The following is a 12,332-nucleotide window of genomic DNA, read 5'->3' on the forward strand; positions in this document are numbered from 1 at the left end:
TTTCGAGCGGAGCGGCACCATGGCGGTTGAGACACGGACGGTTTCGGCGGACGAGGCGGACATCCGCCTGGATCGCTGGTTCAAGCGGCACTACCCGGACCTCGGGCACGGCCACTTGCAGAAGCTGCTGCGCACCGGCCAGGTCCGCGTCGACGGCAAGCGCGCCGACGCCGCCACCCGGCTCGAGGCGGGGCAGGCGATCCGCGTGCCGCCGCTGAACGTCCCCGCCGAGTCCGTCGGCGCGCCGCGCGCCAAGCCGCAGCCGCTGATCAGCGACAAGGAGGTGGCCGCCCTCCAGGCCCGCGTCCTCTTCAAGGACGACGACGTGCTGGCCATCGACAAGCCGGCCGGGCTGGCCGTGCAGGGCGGCACCGGCACCTCCAAGCACCTGGACGCCATGCTGGACGCGCTGCGCTTCGGCTCGGCCGAGCGTCCGCGGCTGGTGCACCGGCTGGACAAGGACACCTCCGGCGTGCTGCTGCTGGCGCGCACGGTGTTCGCCGCCAGCCGGCTGGCCGAGACGTTCCGCGGCCGCGACGCCCGCAAGATCTACTGGGCGGCCACCGTCGGCGTGCCGAAGCCCTACCAGGGCAAGATCGACCTCGCCCTGGCCAAGGAGGGCAGCAGCCACGGCGAGCGCGTCGCCACCGACGAGGACGAGGGCAAGCGGGCGCTCACCTACTTCTCGGTGCTGGAGAACGCCGGCAAGGAAGCCGCCTTCGTGGCGCTGTGGCCGCGCACCGGGCGCACCCACCAGCTGCGCGTCCACATGGCGGCCATCGGCACGCCGATCCTCGGCGACGGCAAGTACGGCGGGCAGGGTGCCTTCCTGCCCGGCGCCGAAGTGCCGAAGAAGCTGCACCTGCATGCCCGCCGCCTGATCATCCCGCACCCGCGCGGCGGCAAGCCGATCGACGTCACCGCGCCGCTGCCGGAGCACATGCAGGCGACCTGGAAGTACCTGGGCTTCAGCGGCAACCTGAAGGGCGACCCGTTCGCCGAGGTCGATTGAAAACCTTGAGCGCGCCGCCGCAGCACCCCACCTGTCACCCCGCATGACCAAACCTCTCCGTCTCGCCCTGTTCGACTGCGACGGCACCCTCGTCGACAGCCAGCACGCCATCGTCGATTCGATGACGGAGGCGTGGCGCGCCCACGGCCTGGGTGAGCCCGACCCGACCGCGGTGCGCCGCGTCGTCGGCCTGTCGCTGGTGCCGGCGGTGGCCGCGCTGCTGCCCGGCCTGGGCGACGACCTGCACGTCGCCGTCGCCGACTCCTACAAGGACGCCTTCGCGGCCCGCCGCCAGCGCGGCGTGCTGGAGGAGCCTCTGTTCCCCGGCATTGCCGAGACGCTGGACGCGCTTGAGGCGGCGGGCGTGCTGCTCGGCGTCGCCACGGGGAAGTCGATGCGCGGCCTGCGCTCGGTTCTGGAGCGGCACGGGCTGACGCACCGCTTCGTCACCCTGCAGACCGCCGACGCCGGCCCCGGCAAGCCGCATCCGGACATGGTGCACCGCGCGCTGGCGGAGACCGGCGTGGAGCCGGCCGCCACGGTGATGATCGGCGACACCACCTACGACATCCAGATGGCGCGCAACGCCCGCATCGCGTCGGTCGGCGTGTCCTGGGGCTATCACGAGGTGCCGGAGCTTCGCGCGGCCGGCGCCGACCGCATCGTCGATGGCGGCGCGCAGGTCGCCGCGGCGGTGCTCGATCTTCTGGAAGGCAGGCGATGAAGCGTTTCTACAAGGCGGTGAGCGTCGCGGCGGTGGATGGCGGCTGGGAGGTGCGGCTGGACGGCCGTCCGGTGCGCAGCCCGGCCAAGGCGCCGCTGGTGCTCCGCAGCGAGGCCCTGGCCCAGGCGGTGGCCGGCGAGTGGGAGGCGCAGGGCGAGCAGATCGACGCGCATTCCATGCCGATGATGCAGCTGGCCAGCACCGCGGTGGACGTGGTGGCGAAGAACCGCGCGGCCATCGTCGAGGGCGTGGCCAAGTACGCCGAGACCGACCTGCTGTGCTACCGCGCCGAACACCCGCGCGAACTGGTCGACCGTCAGGCCCGCCAGTGGCAGCCGATCCTCGACTGGGCGACGCTGCGCTACGACGCGCCGCTGCACGTGCACGCCGGCCTGATGCCCAAGCCCCAGCCCGAGGACGCCACCCGCGCGCTGCGCAGCGCCGTGGACGCCTACGACGACTGGGCGCTGAGCGCCCTGCAGGACGCCACGGCGGCCTGCGGCTCGCTGGTGCTGGCGCTGGCTCTGATCGAGCGTCGCATCGACTCCGCCGAGGCCTTCGAGGCGTCCCAGGTGGACGAGACCTGGCAGGTCGAGCAGTGGGGCGAGGACGCCGAGAGCACCAAGCGCCGCGCCGCGCTGCGGGCCGACATCGAGGCTTCGCGGCGGTTCGTGGATCTGCTGGCGGGCTGAAACAAAAAGAACCCCCGCAGGGATGGCTGCGGGGGTTCCTTTCGTGCGAAGCGCGTTACTGCTTCGGCTGGCTCGTGCCGCTCGGCGGGACCGCCGGGTTGGTGGTGCCGGTGGTGGAGCGCTGGTTGGCCGGCGCCGTCGAGGCGTCGTTCTTGTGCGCGTCGCGGTTGCGGTTCAGCGACGTCATGCGGTCGTCGTACTTGAACTCGGACATCGCCTTGACGTCGTCGCGGCCCAGCGTCGCGACGTGCAGACGGTTGTCGGCGTCGTTCCACTTGGCCTGATTGAAGTCGATGGCGACCTTCTTGTCGCCGATGCCGAGGAAGCCGCCCGACGACAGGACGAGCTGCTTGGCCTGACCGGACGCCGGGTCGAGGATGATGTCGTCGACCTCGCCGATCTTCTCGTCGTTCTTGCCGTAGACGTTCTTGCCCAGCAGCTTCTCGGCGCTGGCGAGGGTGGCGCTGCTGGCGCCGGTGGCCGAGGTGGCGGCCGTGCTGTCGGTCCGCTGCATCGCCGGCGAATTGGTCGTCGTGCCGCCGCTGCCGGTCGAGCCGCCGGCGGTCGTGCCGGTGGTGGACTGGGCGAACGCCGCGCCGGTCATCAGCGCCAGCGTCGAAACGGCCGCGATCAGGGTCTTGCGCATGGTTCTCTCCTCCTCGTTCTGCATGGTTCGTCGTCCATGGCAGCCCTAACAACACCGGAGAGAGCGAACTAGTCCCGCGCCCAAGGATATCTTTGGTGGCACCCCTTGGTCGAAAGTATAGTTCCGGTACCAATGTTCATGAAGGCGTTCGTGGTGTGACCATGGTGTCACCGGATTGAAATGCGATCTGTTCTTTCGCGGCGCGTTCCAAATCTTCCAGGCGCAGCATGGCAAGTGCCCGATTCTGCAATCCACTTCGCATTTCGCCGGCCTCCCGGTCGCCCAGGCGGACCGGCGTCCCGGGGGCGGGCAGGGGGCCGTCCAGCGTCACCGGCACCAGCTTCTTCTTGATCAGCGCGCGGTAGCGGGTGCGGGCCGTCAGCTCCTGGCCCATGTAGCAGCCCTTGTCCCAGGAGATGGCGTTGAAGGCGTCCAGGTTGTTCTCCAGCGGGATCGCCTTCTCGACCTCCAGGTCGCGGCTGCCGTCCGGGATGCCCAGCTCCAGCCGCCGCGAGTCCCACGCCTCGAACGGCAGGACGCCGAGTCCCAGCGCCGTGAGGTCGGTTCCGGCCGGCAGGATGGCTCGGACGCCCAGATCCGCCGCGCGCGGGTCGGTGAAGGCGACCCCCCCGGCGAACGCCCCGGCCACGCCCGGCTCCGCCGGCAGTCCGGCCCTGGCCGCCGCGTCCGGGCCGAGCAGCGCCACCACCATGCGCTCGGCCGTGCGGTCCTCCAGCGCGATCTTTGAGCGCAGCTTGTACATCCGCAGCCGCTTCAGCAGGTCGTCGCGCCGCGCCGCCTCGACGTCCAGCAGCAGCGCGTCGCCCTCGGCGACCACCATGAAGTCGTGCAGGTACTTGCCTTGCGGCGTCAGGAGCAGGCTGTAGACGGCGCGTTCGGGCGTCACCGCGCGCATGTCGTTGGACACCAGCCCCTGCAGGAACGCCACGCGGTCCTCGCCCGTCACCGCCAGCACACCGCGCTGCTCCAGAACCACGCATCCGGTCGTCTCGGCCATTCCGTCCTCCGTGTCAGGCCTCAAACTTGGCGGCATCGGGCGCGGCTAACAAGAGGTTCGCGGCGCTGGTCGTACCATCGGCGCTCAGCGGGAGTTGACGGCGGGGCGCCGGCCCGGCTTAGTGTGACTTTGGCGCGTGCGCGCCCGTCAGACCGCTCCGGAACCGACACCCTTGGCCTCACCGACGCCCCGCCTCGACCTTCGCGGCATCACGAAGCGCTTTCCCGGCTGCCTCGCCAACGACCATGTCGACCTGGCGCTGCTGCCGGGCGAGATCCACGCGCTGCTCGGCGAGAACGGCGCCGGCAAGTCGACGCTGGTGAAGATCATCTACGGCGTCCAGCACGCCGACTCCGGCGCCCTGCACTGGGAGGGACGGGAGGTCACGATCGCCGACCCGCACGCTGCCCGGCGGCTGGGCATCGGCATGGTGTTCCAGCACTTCTCGCTGTTCGACACGCTGACGGTGACGGAGAACATCGCGCTGGGCATCGAGGACAAGACGACCTCGCTGAAGGACCTGGCGGTGCGGATCCGCGCGGTGTCCGAGCGTTACGGCCTCGCCCTCGACCCCGACCGCCACGTCTTCGACCTGTCGGTCGGCGAGCGGCAGCGGGTGGAGATCGTGCGCTGCCTGCTCCAGGACCCGCGCCTGCTGATCATGGACGAGCCGACCTCGGTGCTGACGCCGCAGGAGGTCGGGCGGCTGTTCGAGACTCTGCGCCGGCTGGCGGCCGAGGGCTGCACCATCCTCTACATCTCGCACAAGCTGGAGGAGATCCGCACGCTGTGCGACCGCGCCACGGTGCTGCGCGGCGGCAAGGTGGTGGCCACCTGCGACCCGCGCAAGGAGACGGCGCGCAGCCTCGCCGAAATGATGATCGGCACCTCGCTGTCGACGCCGGAGCGCGCGGCCGCGGCGGTCACCGGCGCGCCGCGGCTGGAGGTGCGGCACCTCTCCACCACCACGGACGTGCCGTTCGCGACCGAGCTGAAGGACGTGTCGCTGGAGGTTCGCGCCGGCGAGATCCTCGGCATCGCCGGCGTCGCCGGCAACGGGCAGGCCGAGCTGATGGCAGCGCTGAGCGGCGAGACGCTGATCGGTGACGAGGGCGCGGTGCTGATCGAGGGGCGTCCGGTCGGCCATCTGGGGCCCCGCACCCGGCGCGAACTGGGCCTCGCCTTCGTGCCGGAGGAGCGGCTGGGCCGCGGCGCGGTGCCGGAGCTGAGCCTGTCGGAGAACGCGCTGCTGTCCGGCTACGCCCGCGAGCCGCTGGTGCGCAGCGGCATCGTGCATTTCGGCCGCGCCCGCTCCTACGCCGAGCGGATCATCGACCTGTTCAACGTGGTCACGCATGGGCACCGGGCCGAGGCGCGCTCGTTGTCCGGCGGCAACCTGCAGAAATTCATCATCGGCCGCGAGATCCTGCAGAAGCCGAAGCTGCTGATCGTCGGCCAGCCGACCTGGGGCGTGGACGCCGGCGCCGCGGCGGCGATCCATCAGGCGCTGATCGATCTGGCGCGCAGCGGCACCGCGGTCTTGGTCATCAGCCAGGACCTGGACGAGCTGTTCGTGCTGTGCGACCGCATCTCGGTGCTGTTCCACGGCCGGCTGTCGCCCTCCACCCCGTCGCACCAGACGACGGTGGAGCAGATCGGCCTGCTGATGGGCGGCCTGTTCGGCGGCGGGGAAGACGAGGGGGAGGTTGGGCGTGTGGCGTAACGTTTTCGCAGGGACCCGCGCATGAGCCTCCTCCGTCTCGAACCCCGCGGACAGGCGTCGCGGGCGATGGTGTATCTCACCCCCGTTCTGGCGGTCGCGCTGACGCTGGCCAGCGGCTTCCTGCTGTTCCTGGCGCTCGGCTTCGACCCGGTGAAGGCGCTGCACGCCTTCTTCATCCAGCCGATCTCGACCACGCGCGGCCTGGGCGAGCTGATCGTCAAGGCGACGCCGCTGGTGCTGATCGGCGTCGGGCTGGCCATCGGCTTCCGCGCCAACGTCTGGAACATCGGCGCCGAGGGGCAACTGACGCTGGGTGCCATCGTCGGCGGCGGCATCGGGTTGGCGTTCTACGGCGACGGCGGCTGGTGGGTGCTGCCGCTGATGATCCTCGGCGGCATCGCCGGCGGCATGCTGTGGGCGGCGATCCCGGCGTGGCTGAAGCTGCGCTTCAACGCCAGCGAGATCCTGACCAGCCTGATGCTGACCTATGTGGCGCTGCTGCTGCTCAACTACCTGATCAACGGGCCGTACCGCGACCCGGAGGGCTTCGCCTTCCCCGAATCGCGGATGTTCGAGCCGTACGCCACCCTGCCGCACCTGATCCAGGGGACGCGCGTGCACCTCGGCTCGCTGTTCGCGCTGCTGGCGGTGGCCGGCGGCTGGGTGCTGATGAGCCGCACCTTCATCGGCTTCCAGATCCGCGTCATCGGCCTGACCCCGGCGGCGGCGGGCTACGCCGGTTTCAACGAGAAGCGCATCGTCTGGCTGACGCTGCTGCTGTCGGGCGGGCTGGCCGGGTTGGCCGGGCTGGGCGAGGTGGCGGGACCGATCGGGCAGATCACGCCGTCGATCTCGCCGGGTTACGGCTTCACGGCGATCATCGTCGCCTTCCTCGGCCGGCTGCACCCGGTGGGCATCCTGCTGGCCGGGCTGCTGATGGCGCTGTCCTTCATCGGCGGCGAGGCGGCGCAGATCGCGCTCGGCCTGCCCAAGGCGATCACCGGGGTGTTCCAGGGCATGCTGCTGTTCTTCCTGCTCGCCTGCGACGTGCTGATCCGCTACCGCGTGCGCTTCGGCGCCCGGAGGGCCGCGGCATGAGCGAGTTCGTCGTGTTCCTCGGCCCGGTGCTGGCGGCGATGCTGACCGCCGCGACGCCTCTGCTGTTCGCCGCGCTGGGCGAGCTGGTGGTGGAGAAGTCCGGCGTGCTGAACCTCGGAGTCGAGGGGATGATGCTGGCCGGCGCGGTGATCGGCTTCATGGTGGCGGCGAGCACCGGCAGCTCGACCCTCGGCTTCATTGCCGCGGCGGTGGCCGGGCTGCTGATGGGGGCGCTGTTCGGGGTGCTGACGCTGGGGCTGCTGGCCAACCAGGTGGCGACCGGGCTGGCGCTGACGCTGTTCGGAGTCGGCCTGTCGGCGCTGGTCGGGCAGGGCTGGGTCGGCCGCCCCATCCAGGACGTGCCGGAGCTGCGCATCCCCGGCCTCACCGACCTGCCGGTGATCGGCCCGGCGCTGTTCGGGCAGGACGCGCTGGTCTACCTGGGCCTGGCGATGGTGCCGGCGGTGCACTGGTTCCTGTTCTCGACGCGCGCCGGGCTGGTGCTTCGGGCGGTGGGCGAGAACCACGCGGCGGCGCACGCGCTGGGCTACAAGGTGGTGCGCATCCGCTTCCTGGCGGTGCTGTTCGGCGGCGCCATGAGCGGCATCGCCGGCGCCTACCTGTCGCTCGACTACACGCCGATGTGGGCGGAGAACATGACCGCCGGGCGCGGCTGGATCGCGCTGGCGCTGGTCGTCTTCTCGACGTGGAAACCGGGCCGCGTGCTGCTCGGCGCGTGGCTGTTCGGCGGCGTCACCATCGCCCAGCTGCACGTGCAGGGGCACGGCTTCGCGGTGCCCGCACAACTCTTGTCAATGTTGCCGTATTTGGCGACGATCCTGGTTCTTGTGGCGATCTCGCGGGACGTCGCCCGCATCCGGCTGAACGCGCCGGCCTGCCTCGGCAAGGTGTTCCATCCGGACGGCTGAGGCGGACCGGTCCAAGGGTCAATGAGCAATACAGGGAGCTCTCACGTGAACAGACGTACCATGGGCAAGGCCCTCCTCGGCCTCGCCGGCGCCGCGGTGGCGCTGGCGGTCGGTGCCGGCGGGGCGGTGGCGCAGGACAAGCTGAAGGTCGGCTTCGTCTATGTCGGCCCGATCAGCGACCACGGCTATTCCTACCAGCACGACCAGGGCCGCCTGCAGCTCGAGAAGGAGCTGGGCGACAAGGTCACCACCACCTACGTCGAGAACGTGCCCGAGGGCGCCGACGCCGAGCGCGTCATCGACCAGCTGGCCGCCCAGGGCCACAAGCTGATCTTCACCACCTCGTTCGGCTTCATGAACCCGACGCTGAAGGTGGCGCAGCGCTACCCCGACGTGAAGTTCGAGCACGCCACGGGCTACAAGCGCTCGGCCAACCTCGCCACCTACTCGGCGCGCTTCTACGAGGGGCGCACGATCGTCGGCGAGATCGTCGGCAAGATGACCAAGTCGAACGTCATCGGCTACGTCGCGTCCTTCCCGATTCCCGAGGTGGTCAGCGGCATCAACGCCATGACGCTCGCCCTGCGCAAGGTCAACCCGAAGGCCGAGGTGCGCGTGGTGTGGGTGAACAGCTGGTACGACCCGCCGAAGGAGGCCGAGGCCGCCAAGGCGCTGATCGACCAGGGCGCCGACGTCATCGTCCAGCACACCGACAGCCCGGCGCCGATCCAGGCCGCCGAGGAGCGCGGCCTGTGGGCGGTCGGCCAGTCGTCCGACATGACCCGCTTCGGCCCGAAGGCGCACCTGACCGCCATCGTCGACGACTGGGGCGGCTACTACGTCGACCGCACCAAGAAGCTGCTGGCCGGCACCTGGAAGTCCGAGGACACCTGGGGCGGCATCAAGGACGGCATGCTGCACCTCGCCCCGTTCAACCCGGGCATCCCGGCGGACGTGGTGGCCATGGCCGACAAGACCAAGGCCGACATCGTGTCGGGTGCCCGTCACCCCTTCGCCGGCCCGGTCAAGGATCAGTCCGGCAAGGAGGTCATCCCGGCCGGCAAGCACGCCACCGACGAGCAGATCCTGAAGATGGACTACTTCGTCGAGGGCGTCGTCGGCAAGCTGCCGAAGTGATGTGACGGAGGGCGGGGCCAGTCCCCGCCCTCACGCTGCCCGCCGGTCAGCCCGGCGGGTTGCGGCCCAGCGCGCGCCAGCCCTCGTCGGCCATGCGCAGCACCTCGGGGCCCGAGCCGACGGGGTTGGGCTCCAGCCTGACCAGTTCGCGGTCCTCCAGCCACGCCCAGCGCGGCACCTCGGCGGTGGTCGGCACCCAGCCCCCGGCGATGCGTTCCAGAACGGCGCGGTCGGCGCCGTCCACCTTGAACTTCGCCTTGGGGATGGCGGCCTTGGCGGGATCGGCGAGGGGCGGGGCGTCGCCGCCGGCGCGGGCGCGGATCCACTCCGTCTGGTAGGCGCGCAGGCCCTGCTCCAGCTCGGTCAGCACCGGCTGCACCGGGCAGCGCAGGTAGGTTTCCAGAAGCGCGCGCAGGGAGTCCTTCGGGTCTGTGGGGTGGGTCATGGCGGTTCCCTGAACTCAAGAATCCAATGGCTTCTCAATACGTCATTCCCGCGAGGGCGCATAGGCGGTGACGCCCGTCGTCACGCACGTTCCCGGCCTGCAATTCCTTCCTCCATCGTCATCCCCGCCTTCGCGCTATGGCATGCACACATGTTGCAGTGCGAACGCGCTTTCATTTCAATGACTTATCCGTCATCCCCGCGAAGGCGGGGATCCATGACTCCCAAAGCATGCGAGTGTGGAGCTTATGGATCCCCGCCTTCGCGGGGATGACGGAAAGAGAGGGCGAAAGATCCGTTCCTACAGCCAGCCGATCCGCTTGAAGCGCCAGTACAGCAGCCCGCACACGGCGATGATCACCGCCAGCGCCATCGGGTAGCCATAGGCCCACTTCAGCTCCGGCATGTGCTCGAAGTTCATGCCGTAGACGCCCGCCACCGCGGTCGGCACCGCCAGGATGGCGGCCCAGGCCGCCAGCTTGCGCGTCACGTCGTTCTGCCGCGCCGAGGCGAGCATCATGCTGGCCTCGAAGGCGAAGGACAGCAGCTCGCGCAGGCTCACCACCGACTCGTTCACCCGGATCACGTGGTCGTAGACGTCGCGGAAGTAGGGGTGCATCACCTCGTCGATCATCGGCAGCGGGAAGCGCTCCAGGCGCGAGCACACCTCCAGCAGCGGCGAGGCGGCGCGGCGCAGCCGCTCCAGGTCGCGGCGGACGTGGGCGATGCGCTCCACCTCCGCCTGGGTCGGCGGGCGGTGCAGCAGCTTCTGCTCCATCCGCCCGACGTCGGCCTCCAGCGCGTCGAGCACCGGGAAATAACAGTCCACCACGTAGTCCATGACGGCGTAGAGCACGAAGTCCACGCCGTGGCGCAGCAGCTCCGGCGCGCTCTCGGCACGGGCGCGCACCGGGGAGTAGGTGGCCGACGCGCCGTGCCGCACCGTCACCACGTAGTTGCGCCCGGCGAAGACGTGCGTCTCGCCGAAATGGATGCGCCCGTCGGTCAGCCGGGCGGTGCGCAGCACCAGGAACAGAGCGTCGCCGTACACCTCGATCTTCGGGCGCTGGTGGGCGTGCAGCGCGTCCTCCAGCGCCAGGTCGTGCAGGGCGAACTGCCGCTGCACGCGGCGCAGCAGCGCCTCGTCGGGCTCCAGCAGGCCGACCCACACGAAGTGGCCCTCGCGCGCCGCCCAGGCCCCGGCCTCCTCGACCGGCACGTCGGCGACGCGGCGGCCCTCGTGGTAGGCGGCGGAGGCGACAACCCGGCTCATGCGTTTCCTCCGGTCCCTGAAATCTGCTAGGAGCCTAGACGCGCCGCCCGCCCGCTGTCGAGGTGGCGGCGGAGAGGGAAGGGCTTTGGCATGGTGCGGATCAGCGTCTGGCTGCTGGGAATCGCCGCGGTGGCGGGGCTGGCCTACGCCCTGGTGCTCGGCGGCGACGGCGACCTCCGTCCGGATCCCGACAACGCACCGCTGGTCGCGCTGGGTAAGCTGACGTACGCGCAGCACTGCGCGTCGTGCCACGGCGCCAGCCTGGAGGGCCAGCCGAACTGGCGCGAGCGCCGGCCGGACGGCCGCCTGCCGGCCCCGCCGCACGACGCCGAGGGGCACACGTGGCACCACGCCGATGAGCAACTGCTCGCCATGGTGCGCGAGGGCATGGCGCCCTTCGCCCCGGCGGGCTACGTCAGCGACATGCCGGGCTTCAAGGACGTGCTGAGCGAGCGCGAGATCGTCGCCGTGCTGGCCTACATCAAGAGCGCCTGGCCGCCCGCCGCGCGCGAGCGGCAGGCACGCGCCACCGCGCAGGCGAAGCGCTGACGCGACGAAGGCGCGCCTGCGCTGTTCTTCCGCCCGAGGGGCCGGCGCAAGCGGTGCAATTCCGCCCGCCCGACCGGCCGGGAAGGACGGGAGACGCCATGCATCGTACGCTGATCGCCGGGATGTCCGTGGCGGCGCTGGTCGCGGTGACCGGCTGTGCGCAGGATCGGACGGGAACGGACGCCGGCACCGCCGGCGCCTCGGGAAGCCGCAGCACCGCCTCCGCTTCGGGCAGCAGCGGCGATCCCGGATATGGGGTGGCGCCGCAGAACCGCCGCAGCGGCAACTCGCCGGGCGCCGGCATGCCCATCGAACCGGCCAACGACGCACCGAGCCTGTCGCCGGGCACCCTGTCGGGCGACGCCGGCAAGCGCACCACCGGCGAGACCGGCGGGAACTGATCCCCCGAAACGGTTCGGCCCCGCCGCGTCCTTGATGACGACGGCGGGGCCGATGAGCGGTCATGGTCCCTCTGTGCTGCCCCTGAGAACAGGGCAAGGGCCGGGTGGTTCCCGCGCAGAGGGGCTAGAGGTTCAGGCCGTCGGCGTAGCGGTCCTGCATGGCGGCCAGCACGCTGGGCGTGACGTAGCGGCCGACCACCTTTTCCCATCCGGCATGCCCGACCAGCCCGCGCACGAAGCTGGAGCTGATCTCGCGCAACTCGCGCGGCGGCATCAGCGCCACGGTCAGCATGTCCGGCGCCAGATCGCCGTTCACGTGGCGCATGGTCATTTCGTAGGTGAAGTCCGACTCGTTGCGGATGCCGCGCAGCAGGATGTCGGCGCCGCGCGTGCGGGCGAAGTCGACCAGGAACACCCGCTCGAAGCTGTCCACCTCGATGCGGCCGTCCAGCCCGGCCTCGGCGATGCTGGTGCGGGTCAGCTCAAGGCGCTGCTCCAGCGGAAAGGTGGGTGTCTTGCCGGGATTATGGCCGATGCCGACGATGACGCGGTCGAACAGCCGGGTCCCCTGCTGGATCATCCACAAGTGCCCGCGGGTGATCGGGTCGAGGCTGGCGGCGTAGATGGCGGTGGCCATGGCACGGGGCTCCGGAACGTCTGCCCTCAGGTGATAACACGAAAATGCC

At 70.5% G+C, this 12,332-nt stretch carries 14 protein-coding genes; 9 read left to right on the forward strand and 5 right to left on the reverse strand.

Annotated features, from left to right (window positions below):
- Positions 1 to 19: 19 nt before the first annotated feature.
- Genes ACRWK7_RS10455 through ACRWK7_RS10465 form a run of 3 tightly spaced genes read left to right on the forward strand, consistent with a single transcriptional unit; the run spans position 20 to position 2,428 of the window.
- Complete coding sequence (locus tag ACRWK7_RS10455; RefSeq protein ID WP_431856147.1) at positions 20 to 1,012, forward strand: RluA family pseudouridine synthase; 993 nt, start codon at positions 20 to 22, stop codon at positions 1,010 to 1,012.
- A 43-nt stretch (positions 1,013 to 1,055) separates the two neighbouring features.
- Positions 1,056 to 1,736: an HAD-IA family hydrolase gene (locus ACRWK7_RS10460; protein ID WP_431856148.1), complete on the forward strand. Its 681-nt coding sequence runs from the start codon at positions 1,056 to 1,058 to the stop codon at positions 1,734 to 1,736.
- Positions 1,733 to 2,428, forward strand: a complete 696-nt coding sequence (locus ACRWK7_RS10465) for an ATP12 family chaperone protein (RefSeq protein WP_431856149.1) — start codon at positions 1,733 to 1,735, stop codon at positions 2,426 to 2,428. The genes ACRWK7_RS10460 and ACRWK7_RS10465 overlap by 4 nt, the downstream gene beginning before the upstream one ends.
- 55 nt (positions 2,429 to 2,483) lie before the next feature.
- Here ACRWK7_RS10465 and ACRWK7_RS10470 read toward each other — a convergent pair whose 3' ends face one another.
- Both ACRWK7_RS10470 and ACRWK7_RS10475 read right to left on the reverse strand, forming a co-directional pair.
- Entirely contained in the window at positions 2,484 to 3,074 is a 591-nt protein-coding gene (locus ACRWK7_RS10470) for a PRC-barrel domain-containing protein (protein WP_431856150.1), read from the reverse strand.
- 136 nt (positions 3,075 to 3,210) lie between these two features.
- On the reverse strand, positions 3,211 to 4,092 hold the full coding sequence (locus tag ACRWK7_RS10475; RefSeq protein ID WP_431856151.1) for a YgfZ/GcvT domain-containing protein: 882 nt from the start codon (positions 4,090 to 4,092) through the stop codon (positions 3,211 to 3,213).
- A 172-nt stretch (positions 4,093 to 4,264) separates the two neighbouring features.
- Here ACRWK7_RS10475 and ACRWK7_RS10480 point away from each other — a divergent pair, with 172 nt between their 5' ends.
- Genes ACRWK7_RS10480 through ACRWK7_RS10495 form a run of 4 tightly spaced genes read left to right on the forward strand, consistent with a single transcriptional unit; the run spans position 4,265 to position 8,979 of the window.
- On the forward strand, positions 4,265 to 5,815 hold the full coding sequence (locus ACRWK7_RS10480; RefSeq protein WP_431856152.1) for an ABC transporter ATP-binding protein: 1,551 nt from the start codon (positions 4,265 to 4,267) through the stop codon (positions 5,813 to 5,815).
- Between the two features lie 21 nt (positions 5,816 to 5,836).
- Positions 5,837 to 6,913 carry an ABC transporter permease gene (locus ACRWK7_RS10485; protein ID WP_431856153.1) on the forward strand — a complete coding sequence of 359 codons (1,077 nt, stop codon included), beginning with the start codon at positions 5,837 to 5,839 and terminating at the stop codon, positions 6,911 to 6,913.
- Entirely contained in the window at positions 6,910 to 7,842 is a 933-nt protein-coding gene (locus ACRWK7_RS10490; protein ID WP_431856154.1) for an ABC transporter permease, read from the forward strand. The genes ACRWK7_RS10485 and ACRWK7_RS10490 overlap by 4 nt, the downstream gene beginning before the upstream one ends.
- A 60-nt stretch (positions 7,843 to 7,902) precedes the next feature.
- Positions 7,903 to 8,979: a BMP family ABC transporter substrate-binding protein gene (locus ACRWK7_RS10495; protein ID WP_431856270.1), complete on the forward strand. Its 1,077-nt coding sequence runs from the start codon at positions 7,903 to 7,905 to the stop codon at positions 8,977 to 8,979.
- Between the two features lie 46 nt (positions 8,980 to 9,025).
- On the opposite strand, the gene ACRWK7_RS10500 is transcribed toward ACRWK7_RS10495, so the two are convergent.
- Together ACRWK7_RS10500 and corA are read right to left on the reverse strand one after the other, a co-directional pair.
- Positions 9,026 to 9,424, reverse strand: a complete 399-nt coding sequence (locus tag ACRWK7_RS10500) for a hypothetical protein (protein WP_431856155.1) — start codon at positions 9,422 to 9,424, stop codon at positions 9,026 to 9,028.
- Positions 9,425 to 9,724: 300 nt separating this feature from the next.
- Positions 9,725 to 10,696 carry a magnesium/cobalt transporter CorA gene (corA, locus tag ACRWK7_RS10505; RefSeq protein ID WP_431856156.1) on the reverse strand — a complete coding sequence of 324 codons (972 nt, stop codon included), beginning with the start codon at positions 10,694 to 10,696 and terminating at the stop codon, positions 9,725 to 9,727.
- A 90-nt stretch (positions 10,697 to 10,786) separates the two neighbouring features.
- Here corA and ACRWK7_RS10510 point away from each other — a divergent pair, with 90 nt between their 5' ends.
- Together ACRWK7_RS10510 and ACRWK7_RS10515 are read left to right on the forward strand one after the other, a co-directional pair.
- The gene (locus ACRWK7_RS10510) at positions 10,787 to 11,245 is read left to right on the forward strand and encodes a c-type cytochrome (RefSeq protein WP_431856157.1); all 459 of its coding nucleotides are present in this window, start codon (positions 10,787 to 10,789) and stop codon (positions 11,243 to 11,245) included.
- A 98-nt stretch (positions 11,246 to 11,343) separates the two neighbouring features.
- Positions 11,344 to 11,646 (forward strand): hypothetical protein, encoded by a 303-nt coding sequence (locus tag ACRWK7_RS10515; protein ID WP_431856158.1) that lies wholly within the window; start codon positions 11,344 to 11,346, stop codon positions 11,644 to 11,646.
- Positions 11,647 to 11,770: 124 nt separating this feature from the next.
- Here the strand turns inward: ACRWK7_RS10515 and coaD are convergent, their stop codons facing one another.
- Positions 11,771 to 12,283: a pantetheine-phosphate adenylyltransferase gene (gene coaD, locus ACRWK7_RS10520; RefSeq protein WP_431856159.1), complete on the reverse strand. Its 513-nt coding sequence runs from the start codon at positions 12,281 to 12,283 to the stop codon at positions 11,771 to 11,773.
- Positions 12,284 to 12,332: the final 49 nt, after the last annotated feature.

Source organism: Azospirillum sp. (genome assembly GCF_050789165.1).